Annotated in this window: 23 protein-coding genes and 4 pseudogenes; 14 read left to right on the plus strand and 13 right to left on the minus strand. The window is 68.9% G+C overall.

Annotation, left to right across the window (positions count from 1 at the left end; genetic code table 11):
* Nucleotides 1-11: 11 nt before the first annotated feature.
* On the minus strand, nt 12-323 hold the full coding sequence (locus IE321_RS21205) for a hypothetical protein (RefSeq protein WP_190224129.1): 312 nt from the start codon (nt 321-323) through the stop codon (nt 12-14).
* 37 nt (nt 324-360) lie between these two features.
* Nucleotides 361-593, minus strand: a pseudogene (locus IE321_RS21210) (LexA family protein); the annotation flags it as partial.
* Nucleotides 594-977: 384 nt separating this feature from the next.
* On the opposite strand from IE321_RS21210, the gene IE321_RS21215 reads away from it, so the two are divergent.
* On the plus strand, nt 978-1916 hold the full coding sequence (locus IE321_RS21215) for an aldo/keto reductase (protein ID WP_372470307.1): 939 nt from the start codon (nt 978-980) through the stop codon (nt 1914-1916).
* Nucleotides 1917-1938: 22 nt separating this feature from the next.
* Nucleotides 1939-2286, plus strand: a complete 348-nt coding sequence (locus tag IE321_RS21220; protein WP_190224132.1) for a MerR family transcriptional regulator — start codon at nt 1939-1941, stop codon at nt 2284-2286.
* Between the two features lie 154 nt (nt 2287-2440).
* On the opposite strand, the gene IE321_RS21225 is transcribed toward IE321_RS21220, so the two are convergent.
* A complete protein-coding gene (locus IE321_RS21225; RefSeq protein WP_190224133.1) occupies nt 2441-3529 on the minus strand; it encodes a peptidoglycan-binding domain-containing protein in 1089 nt (362 codons plus the stop codon).
* A 346-nt stretch (nt 3530-3875) separates the two neighbouring features.
* Here IE321_RS21225 and IE321_RS21230 point away from each other — a divergent pair, with 346 nt between their 5' ends.
* On the plus strand, nt 3876-4115 hold the full coding sequence (locus IE321_RS21230) for a hypothetical protein (RefSeq protein WP_190224134.1): 240 nt from the start codon (nt 3876-3878) through the stop codon (nt 4113-4115).
* A 497-nt stretch (nt 4116-4612) separates the two neighbouring features.
* Here IE321_RS21230 and IE321_RS21235 read toward each other — a convergent pair whose 3' ends face one another.
* Together IE321_RS21235 and IE321_RS21240 are read right to left on the minus strand one after the other, a co-directional pair.
* A complete protein-coding gene (locus IE321_RS21235; protein ID WP_190224135.1) occupies nt 4613-5440 on the minus strand; it encodes a HEAT repeat domain-containing protein in 828 nt (275 codons plus the stop codon).
* A gap of 585 nt (nt 5441-6025) precedes the next feature.
* Nucleotides 6026-6376: a DoxX family protein gene (locus tag IE321_RS21240; protein ID WP_190224136.1), complete on the minus strand. Its 351-nt coding sequence runs from the start codon at nt 6374-6376 to the stop codon at nt 6026-6028.
* A 95-nt stretch (nt 6377-6471) separates the two neighbouring features.
* Here IE321_RS21240 and IE321_RS21245 point away from each other — a divergent pair, with 95 nt between their 5' ends.
* Complete coding sequence (locus tag IE321_RS21245) at nt 6472-6903, plus strand: winged helix-turn-helix transcriptional regulator (RefSeq protein ID WP_190224137.1); 432 nt, start codon at nt 6472-6474, stop codon at nt 6901-6903.
* On the opposite strand, the gene IE321_RS21250 is transcribed toward IE321_RS21245, so the two are convergent.
* Nucleotides 6904-7167, minus strand: coding sequence for a hypothetical protein (locus tag IE321_RS21250; RefSeq protein WP_190224138.1), 264 nt, complete (start codon nt 7165-7167; stop codon nt 6904-6906).
* Between IE321_RS21250 and IE321_RS21255 the strand changes: the two genes are divergently transcribed.
* The 3 genes and pseudogenes from IE321_RS21255 to IE321_RS42120 all read left to right on the plus strand — a co-directional run.
* Complete coding sequence (locus tag IE321_RS21255; protein ID WP_226652893.1) at nt 7166-7606, plus strand: hypothetical protein; 441 nt, start codon at nt 7166-7168, stop codon at nt 7604-7606. The genes IE321_RS21250 and IE321_RS21255 overlap by 2 nt on opposite strands.
* Nucleotides 7607-7854: 248 nt before the next feature.
* The gene (locus tag IE321_RS21260) at nt 7855-8340 is read left to right on the plus strand and encodes a hypothetical protein (RefSeq protein ID WP_190224139.1); all 486 of its coding nucleotides are present in this window, start codon (nt 7855-7857) and stop codon (nt 8338-8340) included.
* Nucleotides 8341-8447: 107 nt separating this feature from the next.
* Nucleotides 8448-8735: pseudogene (locus IE321_RS42120) on the plus strand (HNH endonuclease); the annotation flags it as partial.
* Between the two features lie 50 nt (nt 8736-8785).
* On the opposite strand, the gene IE321_RS21270 reads toward IE321_RS42120, so the two are convergent.
* The gene (locus IE321_RS21270) at nt 8786-10987 is read right to left on the minus strand and encodes a HEAT repeat domain-containing protein (protein ID WP_190224141.1); all 2202 of its coding nucleotides are present in this window, start codon (nt 10985-10987) and stop codon (nt 8786-8788) included.
* A gap of 939 nt (nt 10988-11926) precedes the next feature.
* Nucleotides 11927-12691: a class I SAM-dependent methyltransferase gene (locus tag IE321_RS21275; RefSeq protein WP_190224142.1), complete on the minus strand. Its 765-nt coding sequence runs from the start codon at nt 12689-12691 to the stop codon at nt 11927-11929.
* Nucleotides 12692-13006: 315 nt separating this feature from the next.
* On the opposite strand from IE321_RS21275, the pseudogene IE321_RS42130 reads away from it, so the two are divergent.
* A pseudogene (locus IE321_RS42130) lies at nt 13007-13180 on the plus strand (transposase); the annotation flags it as partial.
* A 253-nt stretch (nt 13181-13433) separates the two neighbouring features.
* The gene (locus IE321_RS42135; protein WP_350813764.1) at nt 13434-13799 is read left to right on the plus strand and encodes a transposase; all 366 of its coding nucleotides are present in this window, start codon (nt 13434-13436) and stop codon (nt 13797-13799) included.
* Here IE321_RS42135 and IE321_RS21285 read toward each other — a convergent pair.
* The 4 genes from IE321_RS21285 to IE321_RS21300 form a co-directional block, all read right to left on the minus strand.
* Nucleotides 13756-14301, minus strand: a complete 546-nt coding sequence (locus tag IE321_RS21285) for a hypothetical protein (RefSeq protein WP_190224143.1) — start codon at nt 14299-14301, stop codon at nt 13756-13758. The two genes, IE321_RS42135 and IE321_RS21285, sit on opposite strands and share 44 nt — an antisense overlap.
* 106 nt (nt 14302-14407) lie before the next feature.
* Entirely contained in the window at nt 14408-15292 is an 885-nt protein-coding gene (locus IE321_RS21290) for a site-specific integrase (protein WP_190224144.1), read from the minus strand.
* Between the two features lie 77 nt (nt 15293-15369).
* Entirely contained in the window at nt 15370-15567 is a 198-nt protein-coding gene (locus tag IE321_RS21295) for a hypothetical protein (RefSeq protein WP_190224145.1), read from the minus strand.
* Nucleotides 15568-15707: 140 nt separating this feature from the next.
* A complete protein-coding gene (locus IE321_RS21300) occupies nt 15708-16205 on the minus strand; it encodes a hypothetical protein (RefSeq protein WP_190224146.1) in 498 nt (165 codons plus the stop codon).
* Nucleotides 16206-16632: 427 nt separating this feature from the next.
* Here IE321_RS21300 and IE321_RS21305 point away from each other — a divergent pair, with 427 nt between their 5' ends.
* The 4 genes and pseudogenes from IE321_RS21305 to IE321_RS43215 form a co-directional block, all read left to right on the plus strand.
* Nucleotides 16633-16863, plus strand: a complete 231-nt coding sequence (locus tag IE321_RS21305; protein WP_190224147.1) for a hypothetical protein — start codon at nt 16633-16635, stop codon at nt 16861-16863.
* The gene (locus tag IE321_RS21310; protein WP_190224148.1) at nt 16856-17926 is read left to right on the plus strand and encodes an RNA polymerase sigma factor; all 1071 of its coding nucleotides are present in this window, start codon (nt 16856-16858) and stop codon (nt 17924-17926) included. The genes IE321_RS21305 and IE321_RS21310 overlap by 8 nt, the downstream gene beginning before the upstream one ends.
* A 138-nt stretch (nt 17927-18064) precedes the next feature.
* A complete protein-coding gene (locus IE321_RS21315; protein ID WP_190224149.1) occupies nt 18065-19252 on the plus strand; it encodes an RNA polymerase sigma factor in 1188 nt (395 codons plus the stop codon).
* Nucleotides 19253-19441, plus strand: a pseudogene (locus IE321_RS43215) (hypothetical protein); the annotation flags it as partial. It abuts the gene before it with no gap.
* Between the two features lie 72 nt (nt 19442-19513).
* On the opposite strand, the gene IE321_RS21320 reads toward IE321_RS43215, so the two are convergent.
* Entirely contained in the window at nt 19514-20119 is a 606-nt protein-coding gene (locus IE321_RS21320; RefSeq protein WP_190224150.1) for a TetR/AcrR family transcriptional regulator, read from the minus strand.
* Nucleotides 20120-20267: 148 nt separating this feature from the next.
* Between IE321_RS21320 and IE321_RS21325 the strand changes: the two genes are divergently transcribed.
* Entirely contained in the window at nt 20268-21758 is a 1491-nt protein-coding gene (locus IE321_RS21325) for an MDR family MFS transporter (protein ID WP_190224151.1), read from the plus strand.
* The last annotated feature ends 35 nt before the right edge of the window (nt 21759-21793 follow it).

Genomic DNA, 21793 nt, shown 5'->3' on the forward strand with positions numbered 1-21793 from the left:
GCCGGAGCGCTTCAGAACCCCGCCATGGACTTGTCGAACACTCCACCCAGCGCGCCGTAGACGCTACAGCGAGCCGTGTGCCGCGCCTTGCGACGTAGCCCGAACCCCACGATGAACGACAGTGCGAAGAGCCCACCGAGGACCATCGCTGCGAGCGGGCTGTGAACGAAGCCGACGAAGCCAGCGATGCCAGTCCAGAGGAAGATCGGCAGGAGCGAGCCTCGCAGCACCGTCCAGAACCGGATCCGCTCCGGCCCAGACGGCAGCGCACGGTTGTTCCACAGGTTGATGTGGTTCCTGGTCGCGCAATGCTCGGGTCGCATGCTGCCATCCCACCACCGACAGTCAGGAATGTGACAGTTACGGCATGCGCAGAACTGCGACTACATTGCCGAGGATGGCGGCGTGGCTGCCCGAGGTGTGCGCATATACGGGGTTATGCGGCATGAGCCAGACGTGGCCGTCCTCGCGACGCAGTCGCTTCACGGTGGCTTCGCCGTCCAGCACCGCGGCGACGATGTCGTTGTGGTCCACAGTGTCGGCCTGTCGGACGACGACGGTGTCACGTTGCAGATGGCCACGTCGATCATGCTGGCCGTCGCCCTGCTGCCGCACTGGGCAGGGCGCACCTCCTCGACCACGACCTCGAAGCGGCCTGGCTGCCGCACGGCACCGCGCTCGCCCCCCGCTGGACGGGCGACGCGCCGCCGGAGGACGTACGGGCCCTGGCACGGGACAAACTCCTGCTCCAGGGCGACCGGTTGTAACCCTACGCGGTCGCCACCGAGGGCGGCTGGTGGTCCTCGTCGTACCGGCAGGACCACAACTGGAATGCCAGGACGACACCGCCGCGGACCTCGCCCCCGCAGGCCGGACAAGGCGTCGAGGAGATGACACGAAGGCCGACAGGGCCTGCCCGCACGTCCGATACCAGGGCTCTTGACCTGGAGCGCGCTCCAGGTCCGAGCATGAAGGGCATGAACACCAACGACCCCCAGATCGTCCTCGGAACGATGGACTTCGGCACCCGCGTCGACCGTGACCGGGCCTTCGCGATCCTCGATTCCTTCGTCGCAGGTGGCGGCCGCTGGCTGGACACCGCGAACTGCTACTCCTTCTGGACCGACCCCAGCGGCGTCGGCGGCGCGAGCGAGCGCGTCATCGGCGCGTGGCTGCGGGCCCGCCCGGGCTTGCGCGACCGGGTGCGGATCGCGACCAAGGTCCGGCAGAATCCGCTGGTCCCGCACTCCTGGCCACAGAGCGCCGAGGGACTGTCCGCCCGAGCCATCGGCGCCGGTGTGGAGCAGAGCTTGGCGCGGCTCGGCGTCGATCACGTGGACCTGCTCTGGGCCCACGCCGAGGACCGCTCGGCGCCGCTGGAGGAGACGGTCGGCGCGTTCGGTGAACTCGTCGCCAAGGGAGTGGCGGGACGGGTCGGGGCGGCGAACCACGCCGCCTGGCGCGTCGAGCGCGCCCGGTCGCTCGCACGGGAGCAGGGCGTGGAACCGTGGACGGCCCTGCAGCTGCGCCACTCCCTCGTCCAGCCGCGCCCGCTCACTCCTCTCGCGGAGGCCGGTCACCGGATGCTCGCCGCCGAGGACCTGGATCTCGCCCGGGCGGAGGGACTCTCCGTGTGGTCGTACAGCTCACTGATGTGGGGAGCGTACGGGCGAGCGGACAAGCCGATGCCGGAAACCTATGATCATCCCGGGACCGCCCGGACGCTCGCCGTCCTGGAGGAGATCGCCGGCAACCTCTCGGCCACGCCAAACCAGATCGTCCTCGCCTGGCTGATGCGGCAAGGGATCGACCCCATCGTCGGCGCGAGCCGGGTGGAACACGTCGAGGAGGCACTCGCCGCACGCCATGTGCGGCTCGACGATGAGCATCTGACGCGCTTCGCCGAAGCGCGGTAGCCAGAGGTCACCCAGGAGACCCATGACCAGCCTTTCCCCGGCAGCGACCGCCGAGCGCAGCGGCGTCTCCATCGACACGCTGCGCTACTACGAACGCGAAGGACTCATCGGCCCGATCCGACGGACCGCCGGCGGCCGCAGGGAGTACACCGAGGACGACCTCTTCTGGATCGGTCTGATCACGTGCTTCCGCGAGGCCGGTCTCGGCATCACGGACCTGCGTGGATTCGTCGCCATACTGCGCGCCGAACACTCCCCTGAGGACCGGGTCTCCTTCCTCCGCGAGCGCCGCACGGCCCTGGAGCAGCGGGCGGCGGCACTGCGCCGGGCCATGCAGGTCCTGGACGAGAAGATCGCCTACTACAGCTGACCAGCAGAGACAGCAGAACCACCACGGGGTCGCGCCAGAAGTGGGGTTCTCGGCACCGCTGCCGACCGGATCCGGCGCCATCCTCAGAGCGGCACGCCCGACGGCCCTCCAGCTGTACGCCGCGGGACCGTCGGGCGTGGTGGCGGGATCGCCGTCAGCGGCTCCCGAGGAGGGTGCGCCAGGTCTGCGGGCCGACGACGCCATCGACCTGCAGGCGATGCTTCTGCTGGAAGGCGATCACCGCCGCCTTGGTGTTCGCGCCGAAGGCACCGTCGACCTTGAGGCCGTAGCCGTAGACGTTGAGCTGCGCCTGTGCTGCCTTCACGGCCTGGCCGGAGGAGCCGTGCTGGACCGTCTTGACCAGCTGGGACCAGGTGTTCGGGCCGATGACGCCGTCGGCGGCCAGGGACCGGGACTTCTGGAACGCGATCACGGCGGCGCGGGTCTTCGTGCCGAAGGCTCCGTCGGCGTCGAGCGTGTGGCCCCGCAGGGTGAGCAGGTGCTGGGCGGTCCGTACGTCGGCCCCCTGGGAGCCGCTCTTGAGGACCGGCCAGGAGACGCTCGGGGCCGGCAGCTGGCCACCACCACCGCCTGCCAGCTTGATCGGGCGGAACGGGTCGTAGTTGTCGTTGCCGAGCCCGTACTTGAGCTGTCTGTGGGTCGTGCCGTAGGTACCGCGCTGTTCGTAGGCCCAGTAGGCGCTGTGCGCGGCGTCGGCCCACTTCTCGAAGATCACGACGTGTCGGAAGTCGCCGTCGTCGGTGCGATAGTCGATCAGCAGGTCGCCCTTCTGGAGCTGGCTCACGCTGCCCAGTCGCTTGGTGACGCCGCTGCGGGAGTCGGCCAGGCCGACGGTGTTCAGGCCGGGCTTGCCCAGGCCGAGCGCCATGGAGACGTAGCCGGAGCAGTCCTGACGGTAACCGTCCTTCCAGACGCGCTCCATGCTGTACGGAACGGGCTTGCCGTTGTTGGCGGTGAGCCAGGTGCGCGCCCGGTTGATCATCGTGTCGGGCGAGAGTGCGGACGTGGCCATGGTCGTCAGCTCGTTCGGCTGGGTGACCAGCTTGCCGTCGGCCTCGGGCTCGGGTCCGTAGGCGGTGTCGGCGGCGACCGTCACGGGAGCCGGGGTCGGGCCGTCCACGAGCGACGGCACGACCGCGATCACGGCTGCGGCGACGCCGCCCGCGGTCACGCCTATGACGGTGAGGCGGGCGCGGCGTGTGAGTCGGCTGCGAAGAGACATGCTTCCCCCGGGGGTGGCTCTGGAGTGAAGTGTGGGCCGGATGTGTCGAACGGGCCCTGCGGAGTGGGTTGTTCGGCGGGCGCCTGCGGTGGCTCCCGGTGCGGCATCACGTTGCCAGGCGTTCCGGCCGTCGCCCAGTGTCGTGGGAAAGCAGCATCAGGCGGTGACGCGTTCCCGACAATTTCGGGGATGTGTGCCTGTTCGGCGACGGGAGCGGTCGGCTGCGTCCCAGCCCCTTCTGGTCGCTGCCGCGGGATCGAGGGCGGTGCCGCGCTCTCATGGCGTTGGCTGGTGCTGTGACCGGGAAGGTTCACCGGGTTGGGGCGTGCGCTGGCAGGATCGGCTTGTGGATCTTTCCGAGGGCTTGGCTGGATGGACTGATGGGGACGGTGCGGCCTTCGTGATGGGCCGTTCGCTGGGGATCTTTGACGAATCTGTGACGTTCACACAGGTCAAGGGCGTGTTCTGGACCGACAACCCGTTGGGGAACGCTCTTCACGAGGTGCTTCTTCAGCTGGTCACCGCAGGGGGGCTGGAGCGGCGGGTGGAACCGGAGGACGAGCAGTTCCGGTGGTCGGGGCGGTGATGTCAGGCTGCGGTCGGTACTGGTCTGCCGCCCCAGCGGACACCTCGACGCCCTTGGGTCCATCCCCGCGGGTGCGGGGAGCAGCGGATAACGTACAGGTCGCCGAGGCCGGTCACGAGGCCAACCCCACGGATACAGGGAGTAGAAGCCTCGTCGCGAGCTCGTTCTGAGAGCGCAAGGATCATCCTTACGGACGCAAGGAGCGGATGGTCCAGCGGGACTCCGAGACCTGGCGCACGGGCCCGCGGGCGCGTCGGCGGCCGACCCACCGTCGTCAACGACAAGCTGCTGCGCGCCGCTCGCGACATGCTGCCCAACCCGGACAACAGCATCGAGACCATCGCAGCCCTCCTCGGGTCTCCGTCGGCACCCTCTACAAGCACATCCCCGACCTGAAGGAACTACGGGTCTCCCGAGTTCCGGCCCAGTTGAAAGAAAGCCGCCGGTGACGACATCGGCTTCGGCCGACCACCCGTCGGCAGGGCACGCAGCGTTCGTCAGCCTTGGAGGGGCTTGAGGTGACAAGCCTCGGCTGCCCGTTCACGAACATATGGGTCGGCATCCGCCGCCAGCCGGGCGAGGACGGCCGAGGTCGAGAGGTCTGCGGGCTCCAGGGCGGGAAAGCGGCCCAAGGCAATCGCGACCCAGGCACGCACACGGGGAGTGCCGTCGTTCGCGAGGAGACGGATCTTCCGCAGGGTTCTGGGTTCCCGGATAAAGCCGAGAGCGCTGAGGGCGCTGATTCGTACCTGCGGGGAGGAGTCGTCCAGCAGGTCCAACAGCAGATCGACGGCGGCCGGGTCTGCTCCGTGGCTTTCGAGCGTGCCCGCGACCGCGCGCCGGATCTGCTCGTCCGAGTCGTGCGCGGCGAGGGCGAGCAGGTTGAGATCGGTGGGCTGGGGGACGAATCCGAGCAGCCAGATCGCCGCCCGGCGAAGATCCCCATCGCCGCTGACTGCGTACAGCAGCAAGATCTCGCGCGCGGCAGCCGGATCTTCCCTCGCCCATACGCAAAGCGTCGTCGAGAGAGAGTTCTGGTCGTCACCAAGATCCCGGGAGTATGCGCGCAACAGACTGGCCAGCGACGTGCGGCCAGCCGTCTTGGCCAGGATCCGCGCGAGCACATGCCTGGCGTACCAGTCGCCCGCTTCCACGGCGGCCGCAAGATACGCCTCGATGGAGGGAATCAGCTCGCGTCGTCCAGCGGTTACGAACTCCGCCTCGATCGCCGCGAGGTCATCGAGGTCGCGGTCCGGGTCCGCAAGGCCATCCGCTAGCTCCTTCAGGCGCAGCACTAGACCGCCCGCCGACCTCTGCTCGTCCAATCCGTCCTCCTCGTGCTCCTTCCGCACCGTACCTAGCCAGTACTCACGGGCCTCGACCAGCCTCGCCCCTGCGGAGTACCAGCCTGTGGCCGGTACTGGTGAAAGTCCGCACCGACTACCGTGTCTGGAGGCTGGCGGGACGTGCACGAGCGGACGTGCAAGGCGGCAGTACGCTGGCGTCCTTCTGGCATTCCCGTGGCAGGACCACTGACGTTCTGGTGGCAGACGACAGCCGCCCGGGCCATCCCCGCAGGCACAGGGAGCAGGTTCCGATCGCCGGGGGCTGCTGCGCGGCGGCGGGGCCATCTCCGCGCGTGCGGAGAGCAGGAGGTACGGCCCGACGAGGTGGACAGGGCCGGGCGGGCCATCTTGCCAGGGCGGCCGTTCAGCCACACAGGGGCGGCGGGCCCTCCTCGTACCCCTTGATCTCGTAGGTGCCACTGAGCAGGGTCTGCGCTGTGGCCCACGGCCACCGGCTGATCTTCGTCTGTCGACACAACTCACGATGATCGACGGTGGTCGTCCTCATCGGAGACCGACCTCGCTCGGCACGATCAAGGCCGGTGCCAGACCGGCTGTCCCCTGTCAGAGGGTGGCAGCACGCAGCACGATCAGGGCGATGGAGGCCATAGTGAGGACCACCGCCGGCGACGCGCCCCTGCGGTCGCCGACACGCAGGTGGAAGGCGACCGCCCCAGCGAAATAGAGCGTCAGGCCGATCGCGGCGGCAATTCCGACGGGTCCCCACCAGAGTCCGGCGATCACACCGGCCGCGCCCGCGACCTGAGCGCCTATCAGGAAACCCATCATGCTCTGCGGCACTCCGAGGGTGGACATCTGCTCTGTGATGTGACGCGTCCGCAGAGACTTGGCCCCGGCCGATACCAGGAGAAGCGCCGCCATGAACACGGTGACGACGGTCAGGGAGACGAACATGGCTGAAACCTCAATCGTGCGAGGGGCGAGTAGGGGCGTGCGCACCTCGACGACGATAGGCGGCCGACAGGTACCTCCAGGTAACCTTCGGGGGCATGAGCCTGCGCCCCGGAATTGCCTTCCTCGCCGACTGTCCCGCTCTCCTGGCCATGGAGATCATCGCCAGCAAGTGGTCCATGGTCACGCTCTTCGCACTGACCGACGGCCCGTTGCGCCACGGCGAACTGGTCGAGCTGAGCGGTGGCATTTCGCGCAAGGTCCTGACCCAGACGTTGCGCCGGCTCCAAGCCAACGGGCTCGTCGAGCGGCACGCGTACGCCGAGGCGCCGCCGCGCGTGGAGTACGGCCTGACCGATCTCGGGCGAACCCTGGAGGAACCCATCCGGATGCTCACCGCATGGGCGCGGGAGAACGGCGAGGCGGTCGTCACCTTCCGGGAAGCAGCCGAGGCGGCCAGGACCATCGAAGCGGATCAGACGACCCCGGTGAAGGCCCCTCATGGTGATCAGAACCCGAGCCGTTTCTGATCAATACAGCTCGAAGGCGAACTGCTCGGTGTCGGTCAGCTCGACGTCGAGGCCGTGGGCGCGGGAGCGGCCTTGGCGGAAGTAGACCTCGCCGAGGGCGTCGGCGGTGGCCTGCTGGAGGTCGCGGTTGGTGGTGCCGGCGGCCTGTACTTCGAGGAGGCGGGCTGCCTGGTGGGGCGGAAGGGCGAGGAGGGCGGTGAAGGCTGCCGAGTCGATAGTTGGGCGGCTGCAACGCAAGATGGAGGGACGAGGAGGAGCAGCCATGCGCGTTCACCGTCGTCACGCCTTTTCTTCAGCGCTCATCGCCGTGGTCACGGCCTCGGGTCTGGCCTTTGGTACTGCATGCAGCAGCGATGAGAGCAGCACACCTGCCCCGGAGGGAGAGACCAGCGCCCAGAGGTCTCCGGGGGGCGCGAGCGAACGAGCTGATCTGGTCAGCTTCAAGCTCGACGACCGTTCGCAGGCCGGCATCACCGACGTCTGGCTGGTTTGGACGATCAAGAACAGCAGCAGCAAGAAGTCGAACTACTCGTGGGACTGGGAAGCGATCGACGCCAGTGGCACCCGGGTGGCGAACGGAACTCAGCTGGAGACCGACGTCCAGCCCGGCCAGAGGGCGAACGGTGAGTTTCCGACGACGCTCAAGAGTACAGAGGGCGTGAAGCTGAACGTCACCAGCTTCGACCGTACTGCCGCCTCCTGATCAGACGCCGAGCGCTGTGCCGGGCTACGCGGGCCGGCCAGGAAGAGACCAGGGGCAAGGTCTACGCGGGATCGTCGGCCAGCGTGATCGTCGTGGGTTCTGGCCTGGGTCGGCTTCATCTGCCGCCACGACAGGTGGCCCCGCCCGCGGGGCCGGGAACCCGGAGGGGGTGTCGTGGCAGATCTGTCGGGTCCTCGGCATGATGCACGTAGACGGCAATGCGTCAGGGCGGGAAGTGGGGGCTGTTCATGAGTGGGAACTCGCGCGCGGGGACATCAGGCGCGATCGGCCATGGACCGCTGCCGCCGCGCTCGGCCTGGGGGCTGCGGTGCCAGTTCTATCTGCAGTGGTTCTACCTTCCCATCGGTTTCACCGTGATGACGGTCCTGCTGCTCTTCGGTGGTGGCGGTGGGTCACCTCTGTTCGGCGGCACGCCGAAGGGGGTGCCGAAGGATCCGTATGGTGACGGCTTCCTGCTGTCCCGGCGTCAGTACAAGCTGGAGCTGAACGGCACACCAGAGCAGTGGCGGGAGCGTGCAGGCTTCGCTCTGAGACGGGCCATCGCGGAAAACTCTCAGAGTTCTGACGAGACGATCTCGCTGCCCGCCCGCGCCTACCGTGGAATGGGTCTTGAGGGCCTCGAAGAGCTGGCCGGCGAGCTGAGTTGGCGCCTCGACCGAGAGAGACTGCGGTTCGGGGCAGTGGTCCTCAAGCGGATGGCTGCGCCTCATTGATGCTCAGTGAGACCAGCTGCCGCCAAGCGCCGGTCGTCACCGGGCAGAGTCATCGCTGTGATTTGGGGGCTCCGAATACCGCACCTCTGGAGTGACGTCCCCTGCCAGCTGGGGCCAGCGCCTGGGATGCGAAGCGGCGTGAGGCGTACGCCAACGACCAGGACGCCGCCGTCTCGCTGGTCGCGGTCACCGCGCGGACCAACCGGCAGAAGGCCGACCAGGACCCGTCGACCTGGATGCCGCCGCGCCCGGACACCCAGTGCCGCTACACCGGTGAGTGGACCGCCACCAAGCTCTGCTGGGGCCTGGCCGCGGACCAGGCCGAGGCCGACGCCCTGAAGGTGTATGCGGAGGCGTGTGAGACCACGGTCGTCCACTACACCCCCGCCCCGTAGCCGTCCGGCTGTGTGCAGGGCCTGAGCACTGCACACACAGCGGATGGCGCCTATGCCTGCTCGGCGAGGGTGGGCTCCGCATGATCCTGCAGACGCATCAGGATGGTCCGGCAGGTGTGCTCGATCTCCAGGTCGAGAGCGACGGAGCCGGTCCACAGCTGCTCGTAGCGGTGGGGCCGGGCGAGAGCGGCGTGGACTTGAGGCAGGGCGGGGTGGGCGGCCGGGCCCATGCGGTCGAGGCACGCGACGACGGCGTGGGCGCTGGAGTCGTCGTTCTTCCAGGCGGCCAGCAGCACTGGCAGCACGGTGTCCGTCTGATTGGCGCCGCCTATCTCCCATAGCGCTGACGCGACGCGGATGATGGTCCACCAGTCGTTCAGCACGCTCGAACCGTTCCGTTCGTTGCGCGCGTTCTCGGCGAGTTGTTCGTCGAGAATCTGCCGCAGGCGCGGCAGGACGGGGACGGAGGCAGGGCCGATCCGGCCGGCGAGGTCGATCGCGTCCGTTGCACAGCGTGTCTCCAGAAGCCGGTCCAGCAGCGGCACTACCTCCTCGGGGCAGCGCCCGATCTCCCAGACCGCGCACAGCGCCGCTGTCCTCAGGGAGAGGTCGTCGGCTTCGCTGAGGCGGCGGGCCGCGTCCAGAGCGGCTTCGGCACGGGGACCGAACGAGGCGAGCGCCTTCAGGATGGGTTCCGCGAGGTGCGACTGCTTGTGCTGGATCGCGTTCTGCAGGGCGGCGGTGAGCGCCGGGATGGCCGCCGGGTCACCGAGTTGGGAGAGGGCGACCGTGAAGGAATTGAACCCGAAACCGTAGGAATCGCCGGAGTCAGGGTTGATGGCGGTGAAACGGCTGATGAGCCTGGGAGCGAGTTCGGCAGCGGACTGAGGAAGGCGCCCGGCCACTGTCACCGCGCGCCAGGCGTCGGTGCCGGTGTCCAGTGCGACCAGCAGGCTGGGCAGGGCTCGTTCGTCTCTGAGGCCGGCCAGCGCCACGACAGCTTGCTGGTGCGCACGGCGCAGCCCGCGGTGCGGGCTCGCCCATGCATCGGACCGGTGCTCGGTGAGCTGGTTGCTGACGTAGGCGGCGAGGGCTTCGCGGGCGGGCTCGGCCAGGCGATCCAGGGCGGCGAGCGCTTCGGCCGCTGCCGCGGAGGTGTAGGAGTCGCCCGGCTGCAGGCAGTCGCCGATCAGCCGCACCAGATCGGTGTGGTCACCCCGCCAGGAGGCGATCAGACGACGGGCCATGTCGGTGGCGTCGTACCGCGTGGCCCGGTCCGCACTGCGCAGCTGCTCGGTCAGCAGCGCCTTTCGGTCGTCGAACCGCGCGCCCAGTGCCTCATGAAGGGCTTTCAGAAGCGGGGTGGTGGGGGCATGGATCCGGCCGTGGCGTTCGAGGTCGTCGAATGCTGCGGCGACGTGCCCGGGAACAGTCGGATTGCCCTCCGCCTCGGTCTCACATGCACACAGCCGTGAGGGCCTCCGGTCGTCTGGCGCCGGGTCCTGTTCGGGCGGGGGTGCAGGGGTGACCCGGCGGAGCAACTCGATCATGACCGGCACTGTCCGGTCGTCGATGGAATCGGGAGCGCAGCGGGCCCGGTGGGCGAGCGCCGCCAGACGGGTGTCCGCATCCGTGCTACCGCTGTCGGCCAGCGCGTCGAACCACGCCCTCGCCGGCGCTGCGGCCGCAGGCAGACGAAGGACAAGGTCCGCCATCGTCTGCACCACCAGCACCCGCTCGGCGACACCGCTCTCGTGCACGAGGCGTTCTTGCAAGAGTCCCACCGCCCGTTCGGCGTCCTCCAAGAAGAGCCCCAACCCCTCGATCGAAGCCCTGCGCACCCGGGGGTCGGGGTCGCTGGCGTAAGCGATGAAGGCGTCGGCATGCGCCCGCATCAGGTTCGCGGTGTCGGGGTAGATCGTGGAATCCTCCCCGTTCTCGCCGCAGACCACGGCGTAGACCTCCTCGGCATCCACCGCCTCCCGACCGATGCTGAGCAGCAGTGCGACGACCTCCGCCCGGTCAGGCGTCGCCGGGTCATCCGCCATCGCGAACAGGAACGGCACACTGGCCACCGTGCTCGAATACACACTCCCCTGGTGGAGCGCACTGTTGTAGAAGCTGCCGAACGCCTTCTCTCGCGCTTCAGCGTCCGGCGACACCATGCCGCACAACCATCCAGGAACGTCGTCGGCTGCCCCGTAGGCGTGGCCCAAGGACGCCCAGTCGATGCTCTGCAAGTTGTTGATCATGCCCAGCACTATGCCGGGCAGCACTGACACTCCTGGCAGAACCGGCCTCGACGCTCATCCCACACAGGCACGGAGCCGAAGGAGTAGGCACCGAAGCTCACGGGATACCGCTCTCTCGAATGACGCTCCCTGCCAACTGAGCAGACGGCGTGGGGTGCGGCGCGGCGTGAGGCGTACGCGAACGACCAGGACAGTCCCGACACTCTGATCGCGGTCACCGCGGCCTCGAACCGCAGCAAGGCGGACAAGGATCCGGCCGAGTGGCTGCCGTCGGACGCCTCCTGCCACTGCGCCTGTGCCGCGATCTGGGTCGGTACGAAGCTGCGCTGGGACCTGGCCGCTGATGAGGCCGAGCGGGAGGTGCTGCTGGGGCTCGCCGAGGACTGTCCGGCGACGGTCGTCTCTTACGAGCCGGCGCCGTAGTCCTGGCGGCATCCCGCTTTTGCCCTCGTCTTGCTGGTTGCCTGTCCGCCCGCGGGCCGGCAGTGCGGGTGAGTTCAGGCGCTGGTGGCGACCCTCATGAAGACGGCCGGTTCGGTGTGTTCGTTGAGGTGCGGGGAGCGGTGCTTTCCTGTGACAGGCACGTTGAGATTCATGGGTCCATCCCCGCGCGAGCGAGGAGCAGCGGCGGATCGCCGCCATGACCCACCAGAGCCCATCACCGCCGAGAAGCAGGACCGGGAGCCCAGAGCGATGCGCGGGGCATCGGCAGCTGGGAACCATCCCCGCAGGCACGAGGAGCAGAGCAGAGCGATCCCGTTGCGAACATGATCTCAGTGGCTGTTGTTGTTCCGATCTTGAGCAGTGTCGCTCGAACGAAAGTCTCTGTATCGGGTGACCGAGGTGGGTGCCGGGCAGGAGAAGGCGGCGTACATGGCCGTCTCGGCGCAGATCATCGCGTGTAGCTCGCCGTGGTCCCCTCAGAGTGGAGTGTCGACGCTACTCGGATCGTCGACGCGCGAGATGGGCGATGATGTCGGCGGAGATCTCGACCCTCTCGGGCAGGACCCGTGTGATCGCGTTGTACGCCTGCTGTCTCTTCGGCGGAGGCAGTTGGAGATACGCCGAGACGGTCGACAGGTAGCCGACGTAATCAGGAGCGCTCATTGTCAAGCGCCGTTTGACGACGGCCTGCTGAACGTCGAGAAACAACGGAGACTGCTGCAGCTCCGTACCCGGCCACTGCATTTCCTCGCCAGGAGCAGTCCCGTCGGGAGATGGGACCTCGTCGCTTTCCAGGAACGGCGCCCGCGCCGCACGCACAGCCTCCGCAACAGCTGGGTCAGCCAGCTGAACCTGGCCGCCGAATGAGGCGAACACGCCCTCCGGTTCCAGTAGCGCGGCCGCTCTTGACCACCGACCCTCCGGGCGTGTCCAGTGCAGGGCTGCCGCTGCATAGACCAACCCATAGGTCTCACCTGACCGCAGGTCCTCGAATGCGGCCCGCACTGTCGTCACGTTCGGGGGCACGGTCTTGTTCAGCTCGGCGAGCATGGCGGCGTCGGGCTCCGTCGCCGTGATCGTGACCCCTTGGTCAGCGAACAGGCGGGTTGCTTTGCCGGTCCCCGCACCGATCTCCAGGGCCGTCCGGACCGGCCGGCCCGCGTACGTCATCACCAAGTCGAAGAGCTCCTTGGGATACCCCGGCCGGAACCTTTCGTAGGCTTTCGCGGTTGCGCCGAAGCTCAGTGCACGAGCAGACATGCCGACCATCCTCACACGAGCGGTGCAGACAGCGCTTGGAAGTACTCAGCGGCTTGGCTGTCCGATCTTGAGGGGCGCTGGTCGAACGGGAGTCTCGATCGAGTGAGTGTGGCAGTCGTTGTGCATGAAAGCAGGGCCTCTTGGTAGCTCGAGGGGTGTCTACGCCAAAGAGCGGCCCAGGAGGCCCTGTTGTCGCATTCGTACGGCATCGCGGGAACGGGGTCCACTTCGGTCACTTTCGGGTGTGACTGTCTGGCACACCGGTTCGGGAACGCCTCCGACCACGGGGTCCGTGTGCGCCGCTACCCGACGGACATGTCCGATGCAGAGTGGGCGGTGGTGAGGCCGCTGCTGCCAGCGCCGGGCCGGCTGCGCGGGCGGGGCGGGCAGCCGGAGGCGTACTGCCACCGCGCAATGTTGGACGCGGTCCGCCACCTCGTCGACAATGGAACGGAGTGGCGGGCGATGCCGGCCGACTTCCCGCCGTGGGACCGGGTCTACGCGTTCTTCCGCCGTTGGCGCGACCATGGTCTGGTCAAGGAGTTCCACGACCGGCTTCGCAGCAAGGTCCGCGAGCGGGCCGGGCGGGACCCGGAGCCGAGCGCAGGGGTGACCGACTCCCAGTCCGTCAAGGCGGACGCCGTCGTCGGGGCCGACAACCGGGGCTTCGACGGCGGCAAGCTGGTCAACGGCCGCAAGCGGCACGCCGTGGTCGACACCCTCGGCCTGCTGCTGGGGGGTGATGGTCACCGCGGCGGATATCGGCGACCGCGCCGCCGCCCATGTCCTGCTTGCCCAGGTCGCGGCCTCGCATCACCGATTGGCCCTGCTCTGGGCCGACGGCGGTTGCACGGGCAGCCTCGTCGAGTACGGCCTCACCGTCCTCGCCTTGGTCCTCGCCATCGTCAAGCGCAGTGACGACATGCGCGGCTTCGTGGTGCTGCCCAAGCGGCGGATCGTGGAGCGGTTCTTTGCCCATCTGATGCGGAGCCGCCGCCTGGTGCGGGACTTCGAGAGGTCCACCAGCAGCGCGGAGGCGATGGTCTACTGGTCGGCGACGATGCTCATGACCCGCCGCCTGGCCCGGCCACGGCCTTCGCGAGCGTGAACCGGCCCGGCGCCGGCTCGGCCAGCCACCCGCGCGCTGTCAGCCGCTTCGCCTTCGACCGCAACGCCTCGATCTTCGCGGGCACCGGGTCCAGGCCGAAGCAACTGGCCATCTCCTGGCAATTCAGCGGGCCTTGACCGAGCCGGCGCCGGTCCGCGAGAGCCTGCACGATGCGCTGGTAGTCCGTCGACAGTGCCGACCGGGCCAGACCCACACGCCACATCGGTACCACCGACTTCGGCTTCGCCGCCTGCGAAGATGCAGGAAGCGCGGGCGGCTCACCGCGATCCGACGGCTCCTCGGCGGCATCCGGGCCGACGACGTTCTCTTCGCCCGGGGACAGCACCTCGCCGACGCGTGAGCGGGCGATGATCCACTCGTTCCACTCCTGCTCGGCCGCGACCAGCTCGGCCTGGATACGGTCCGCCTCCTCCCGCAGCGCGTCAACACGACGGCGAGCGGTCAGCTCACGCTGTTCCAGCAGCCCCACGACCGACGGCATCCCCGACCTCCTCCCAAGCGACGACACGTCACGACTCCCCGAGACCGCCGACCCCATGTATGAACAGCGGAAAGGCAGCCCTCAAGCCCGGAAAGACAACAACCACTTACACGGGCGGAGCGTCCTGGGGCTGCTCGGCGCTGCAGAACTGCTCCACGAGGAGCGGGGTGCCGAGGACGGTCGCGGTGAGCTTGCGGTGGGCGGATTCGAGGGTGCGGATGGTGGCGGGCAGGCAGGCCGACGGGGCCGGTGCGCCGCCGCGCGGGCGGCCGGGGGCGGTGGTGACCCAGAGTTGGTGGACGTCGCCGCCCTTCAGGTCCTTGAGGTGGCCGGCTGTCAGGGCCTGATGGGTTCGGGACCAGCGTTCAAGGGCGTGGGCGCTGGTTTCGTCGGTGATCGGGTGCCAGGTGCCACGGACGCGGATGCGCGGGGGCTGATGGTCGAGGTCGAGGTCGTCGCGGCGCAGGGGGTGGAGGACGGCGAGGCCTTCGCCGGTGGTGAGGGCGGCGGCGATGACGGCGGCGGAGCGTTCCCAGGTGGTCTGGAGGATGCCGACGGGGTGGAGTTCGGTGAGGGCCTGGAGGGCGCGCCGGGCCTCGTCGGGGGTGAGGCGTGGGGCGAACTGCCCGGCCGGGGGGCGTAGGTCGAGCGGGCGGCCGTAGTGGGCAGAGAAGGCGTTGGCCGTGGAGACCCTGGCGGCCATGGAGTTCTGGGAGGCCTCGGAGCGGGAGCTGCTGCGGCGCCGGGTGTGTCCCTGGGCGGCTGCGTGTAGCCACCGGGCGACGTTCTCCTCGTCCAGGAGCTCGGCGGTGGCGACGAGGCTGCGGGGTCGGTCGTGCGCTTCAGCGATCCAGGCGAGGTACTCGTCGAGGAAGGCCTTGCGCTGGCGCCGGGTGGAGGCGGTGTTGAGCGAGGCGAGAAACGTGTCGATGGCCTGGGCGGCGCGGGAGGGGAATTGGCTGGTGGGGGCCGTTCGCTGGGGGGTGTTCATCGGCTGCGGTCTCCGCGGGGTCGGGCTCGACCGTCAGGGTACGTCGCCGCGGCCTGAGGTAGTCCGGGAACCGGCGCCTACAGGTCGGATTCCGGAGCCTCGGGCTCGGCCTTGAAGAAGGGTCCCAGCCAGTTGAGCAGCCGGAAGCCGCGGTCGCTCTTCTTGGGAGCCCAAAGAGCGGTCGCGGCGCCGGCGACGACGAGCGCCAGGAAGGTATAGACGACGACATCGTGCGTGTTGTTGTTCTGGGGCTCGGGCTCGTTCGGGGTGTCCATCCGTGTCCTCGGTGAGGCTCGGGGAACAGCCTAGTAGAGCCGTTCTTGCGGCAGTTCGTGTGATGGTCTTGAGCGTATCGCCCATGTCCTCTGCCACGTAATCTTGACCGAAGCGGGAAACGCTGCCGGGCTGTCAATTGTCAGGCGAGCGGGCCGGCCAGCAGCTGAACTGCCAGGGCGTGCAGTTCAGTCAGCAGTTCCTTCGACGGGCCTCCGCAGCACTCGAGCTGGTCCTCCGCGCGGTGCAGCCAACTGCGGACCGGCCACAGCGGGGATTCCGGATCGTCGGGATGCCATAGCTCGTAGCCGATCCGCTCGGCCGCCGCCAACGGTTCGAGGCGGCCGTCCAGCAGGTCCCGCAGGCAGTACCGGGCCAGCGCCAGGCTGCGAGCCTCAGCGGTGACCGGCAGCCGCAACGCAGGCCAGAGTTCCTGCTCCAGCTCCGACAGCAGGTGACGCGCTTCCAAAGCGTCCCACTCGGGCAGCACGCCGAGCTCCCACAGGCGCGGGGTGTCCACCCCGCCGGCCAGAGCAGACTGAGCGGCCTCCACCGCCGCGGCGACCGTCGTCGGATCGCCGACGGGCCCACGCTCCAGTAGCACCCGGCGCAACGGTTCCAGTGCCTCGTCCGACTCCATGACCCGACCCTAGACGCCAGCTCTGCACCGGTTCGGCCACCACGGCCTCCCCGCCCCGTCGTCCGGCCAGCCGTTCGTGTCGGCTCGTGTCGAGCCGAGTCGTACGTGACGTCCCGATACGGACAAGGCGGGGCACCGGGGTGGGGCGGGGGCGCTCCGGGCTGCCGGGAGGGGCTGGTCGCGGGTTTCGGCAGTTTGCTGTTATTGAGGTTCAGTGCGGTGCGGACGTCAGGGCCCCTGCCGGTGAAGGGGGACGGGGACGGCTCCTGCATGACACCCCGCCCAAGATTCTTTTCCGACCCTCCCCCGCCGCGCCCCGCCCCGAAAAACCCCCGCCGGCCTGTCATGCAGAACCCGCCCCCCACGCCCCTTCCTGTGTGAACGGCCTGCGCGGAACAGCCGCGCGAGCCCCGCCGGAAGGAACACAATGGAACTCGTCATCGCCGCCGTCCTGGTCGTCCTCGTCCCGCTCGCCGACAAGCTCATCAAGATCCTCCAGGACCGCAGCCACACCCGGGGGGAGACCGAGGTCATCCACGCACACGTCCTCGCCGACCTTGCCCGCGCCCAGGGCGAAGCCGAACTCATCCGCGCCCGCGCCACCCTCCCCGCCACCCGCACCACCGCGGACAAGAAGGGCACAGGCCGCCGTGTCTGACCTCTTCGCCGAACGGCTCCAGGCCGTCCACCACGACAAGGGCAAGGCGCTCCGGCGCCTTGCCCGGCGCGAGCTCGCCTCCGAGAACCTCCCGTCCTGCCGCGCCGACGCCGAGGACATCGTCCAGGACGCCCTCGTCATCGTCCTCACCAACAGCGACCGAACCGAGATCGACAGCGTCTACGACTACCTCTGCGCCGTCATCCGCAACCGCGTCCGCGACCTCAGCCGCCGCAAGGCCGCCGCGCCCCTCGACACCACCGCCCCCACCGCCGAAGGCCACACGGCACTGTGGGTCTCCGACGTCGAACTGGACATCGACGCCGCGCTCGACGCCGAACGAGAGGCCGGCCGCGTCCTTGGCAAGCTCTCCCCCCAACAGCGCCGGCTCATCCTGCTCGCCGAAGGCTGGGAGTACACCCACGCAGAGATCGCCCAGATCACCGGCCTCAACCGCGGAACCGTCGCCACCCACATCCGCCGCGCCAAAATCGCCCTCACCATCGGTGCCGCCGTCGCCGCCGTCATCGTCACGGCCCTCATCAACTGGCTCCCCCGCAGCAGCACTCGGCCCCGCTGGTACGACATCGGCTCCGCACCCTGGCTCGGCGGCCCCACCCTCGCCGTTCCCGTCCTCGCCTTCGCCGCGTTCCTCGCAGCGGCCGCCCTCATCTACTTCTTCGAGTACAGACGAATCGCCCGCCGCAGCGCGGAACGCGCACGCCACACCGAAGTCCTCAACCTCATGATCAACACCACCGGCGAACTCGCCGCACGGCGCCCCCACATGGCACCCACCCCCGCCGACTACGCCGCCCACCTCGGCATCCCCGAAGAATGGATCACCCTGGACACCCTCTACCACGGAGACACACGCCAGCCCCCCGGCACACGGATCGCCCTCCTGTGCAGATTCAGCGACAGGATCGTCGACGGCATCATCGCCGACACCCCCCGCAACACCCTCCCCTCCCGCACCCCCTACTCCAGCTCATACCGCCCCTACGACAACCAGCCGACAGGACGCGGCTACGGCGGAGACGGAGCCGAAGGAGCGCCGTAAGCATGCGCGCACCCGGTCGCGCCGAGGGCAGAGGAACATCCGGCGCCGGACCGTGTCATGCAGACACCGCTCCCATCCCCCTCCCCCGGTGAACAGCTCACGCACCACCGCCGCGCGAGCACCCCCGAAAGGAGCACCATGCACCCCGCCGCCGGCCCCGCCCGCACCGGAGCCACCCGCCCCCATGCCGCCGCCGCGGTGGCGCCGGTCGCGTCCGAGGACTCCTTCGCCGAACGTCTGCTCGCTGTCTACCAGGACAAGCGCCGAGCGCTCCACGGCCTCGCCCGGCGTGAGCTCGCCGCCGAGAACCTGCCCGCTTCCCGCGCCGACGCCGAGGACGTCGTCCAGGACGCCTACCTCATCACCGTCGCCAACCGCGACAAGATCCAGACCGGCGAGCTCTACGCCTACCTCTGCACCGTCATCCGCACCCGCGTCCAAGACCTCGACCGCCGCAAGGAGAGCGTCCCCCTCGACCCCACCGACCCCGCCGCCCCCTACCGCGCGCCGCTATGGGTCTCCGCCGTCCAACAGGACACCGACACCGTCGTCGACGTCGAACGCGCCCTCCAGCAGATCTCCCCCCAGCAACGCCGCCTCATCATGCTCAGCCACGGCTGGAGCTACACCCACGCAGAGATCGCCGAACTCACCGGCATCCACCGGGGAACCGTCGCCACCCACATCCGGCGGGCCCAGACCGCCCTCACCACCCTCCTCGCCCTCTCCCTCGTGGTTCTCATCGTCCTCACCCAGTGGACCCGCAAACTCGCCGAACAGATCGGCGCACAGATCCCCTGGGTCGAAGCCAGCTCCGACGGCCAGCCGGAGTCGCTCGACCTCGGGCTCACTCTCACGCTCCTGCTGTACGGCGCCCCGGCCGGCCTCACCGCTCTGGCCCTCTGGCAGCTACGAGCCCTCTACCTCCGACAGCGCGAACGTCGTGAAGCCGCGCTCGAAGCCCGCCACTCACACATCCTCCAGGGCATGGTCCAGGTCAGCGACGAACTCAGCAGCACGCACCCCGCAGGACCCACCTGGTACGACTACGCCGCCAGGCTCGGCGTCCCCCCTTCCTGGGTCACCGCTGACGCTCTCGCCAACGGCCGCCTCGACAGCAGCATCCCGGCCGGAACAGTCATCACCCTCCACCTACGAAGCATCCGAACCCCGTTCACCCACGTCCGCGTACTCGAAGACGGCAGGGTCAGACCCGTCATTGAGCCACCGGTGTCCGCACTTCGCTGGTCGTCCGACAAGGGCTGGGTGGAACGCCCCTCGTACGCCTCGCCGCATTCCGGCGACGGCGCCGAAGGAACACCGTAGATCCGGGACGAGGACATCGCCCGGCTCTCCCCGCTCAAGCACCGCAACCTCAGCCTGCTCGGCCGCTACAGCTTCACGGCCAGCGCAGCGGCCCCAGGTGCCCTGCGGCCGCTGCGCGACCCGGACACGCCGGAGCTGGACACGCCGGGGACGAGGACGACAACGGGGAGGAGTGAGTCCCTGCCATAACTGGGACTGGGCCGTGCCGGCGACCCGGTGCCGGGCAGGGCGGTGTGGCGACTGCTCGCGCTGCTGTGCTGGTCAGGCCGGGGCGGTGTTCTGCCAGCCGTGTTCGAGGAGGTCGAAGGCGGCGTTGAGGGCCGCGGCGCTGTCGGGGTGGCCGCGGGCGATGCGGGGTGCTTCGAGGGCGAAGCGGGCGAGGGCAGTGCTGGCGGGGTCGTCGGCGGGAAGGCCGCTCTCCTCGGCGATGACCTGTGCCAGGGGGGCGGTGTTCTCCAGCCAGGTGTGGTGCTGGTAGTCGAGCAGTACCGGGGTGCTGGTCACCAGGTTGAGGAAGGCGTTGATGTCGGGGTCGTCTCCGTGGGTGAGCAGGCGGTAGTTCAGGGCGTGCTCGCGCAGGGCTGTGGGGACGGACTGCCCTTCCGGGCGGTTGCGTACGGCGTCGAGCTGGTGGGCCTTCATCTCGTCCTGTTGGTCGAAGACAAGTGCTTCCTTGCCCGAGAAGTGCTTGAAGAGCGTGGTGGTGGACACGTCCGCGGCGTCGGCGATCTCGCGGATGCCGACGTCGTCGTAGCCACGCTCCAGGAACAGGCGCAGGGCTGCGTCGGCGATCGCTTGTCGAGTGGCGGCCTTCTTGCGTTCACGGCGGCCTGTCGGGGCGGGCGCTGCATTTCTGTCGTCGGGCATGCACTCAGCCTACACCATTAGTGGCACGGTTAAAAAAGTTGCACCGTTGCACTTATGGATCGGTTGTGTTTTTCTGGTGTGGCGGGCTCCTGGATCTGTCCCGCCTCTCTGCGCGCCCCCTCTTTGTCTCCGGAAGGAGTGATCCGTCATGCCCGCATCCGCCCCCGCAACGGCCCTCGAACCATCCGCTCCGCCCAAGAACGTGCGCTGGGTGATGCTCGGCGTCATGCTCGCGATGCTGCTGTCGATGCTCGACAACATGGTCGTCAGCACCGCCATGCCGACCGTCGTGGCCGAGCTCGGCGGTCTGGAGCACATCTCCTGGGTCGTCACCGCGTACACCCTCGTTACTGCGGTCACCACGCCCATCTGGGGCAAGCTCGGCGACCTCGTCGGCCGCAAGTCCACCTACCTGACCTCGATCGCCGTCTTCATCGCCGGGTCCGCCCTATGCGGCGCGGCGCAGTCCATGGACCAGCTGATCGCCTTCCGCGTCATCCAGGCCATCGGAGCCGGCGGTATCGGAGCCGGGGCGTTCGCCCTGATCGGCGCGCTCGTCCCGCCGCGCGAGCGCGGCAAGTACCAGGGCATGACGGCCGCCGTCATGGCGATCGGCACCGTCGGCGGCCCGCTGTTCGGCGGGTTCATCACCGGCCACTTCGACTGGCGCTGGGCCTTCTACATCAACCTGCCCATCGGCCTGCTCGCCCTGGTGTGGCTGGGCTGGAAGCTGCATGTACCCGCCCAGCGCCGCAAGGTCGTCTTCGACTGGCCCGGCATCGCCACGCTCACCGTCTCCATCTGCGCGCTGGTGCTGGCCGCGAGCTGGGCAGGCACCACCTACGCCTGGACCTCCTGGCAGATCCTCGGCCTCGGCGCCGCGGCCGTGCTCGGCCTGGTGCTGTTCGTCCTCGCGGAGAAGCGAGCCGCCGAGCCGCTGGTGCCGATGACCGTGTTCACGGGCCACCGCAACTTCCCCCTGGCGATGGCCATCCTCCTCGCCGTCGGCGTGGTCACCTTCGGAGCAGGCCTGTATCTGCCGCTGTTCCAGCAGGCGGTGCAGGGCGCCTCGGCGACCAACTCGGGCCTGCTGATGCTGCCCATGATGGTGCCGGTCCTCATCGTCTCGACCATCGCCGGCAAGGTCATGTCCTCCACCGGCCGCTACAAGATCTTCCCCGTGCTCGGCACGCTCTTCCTGACCGCCGGCCTGGGCCTGCTGGCCACCATGGACGCCGACACCTCACGCCTGGTCACCAGCGCCTACATGGTGCTGGTCGGCATCGGCCTGGGCTTCGCCATGCAGATGGCAGGCACCATCGCCCAGAACAGCGTCACCCTGCGGGACATGGGCGCCGCCAGCAGCTCCATCAACCTCTTCCGCACCCTGGGCGGCTCCCTCGGCGTCGCCGTCTTCGGCTCCCTGTTCACCCGCGCCCTCCAGGGCGCCAACCCGGCCGCGGGCGACGCCTACCTCCAGGCGGTCTCCACCGGTACCAGCCACATCTTCCTGACCGCCGCGATCCTGTGCGCCCCCGCCGTCGTCGCCGCGCTCTTCGTGATCGAGGTGCCGCTGAAGAAGACCGGGCCACCGCCCGCCGCCGATACGGACGCCGACAGGGCTGCCGCCACCGCCTGACCCCTCACACCCACGTATCACCGTCCGGCCTGTGC

The sequence above is a fragment of the Streptomyces hydrogenans genome (assembly GCF_014656075.1).
GTDB classification, from domain to species: Bacteria; Actinomycetota; Actinomycetes; order Streptomycetales; family Streptomycetaceae; genus Streptomyces; species Streptomyces hydrogenans.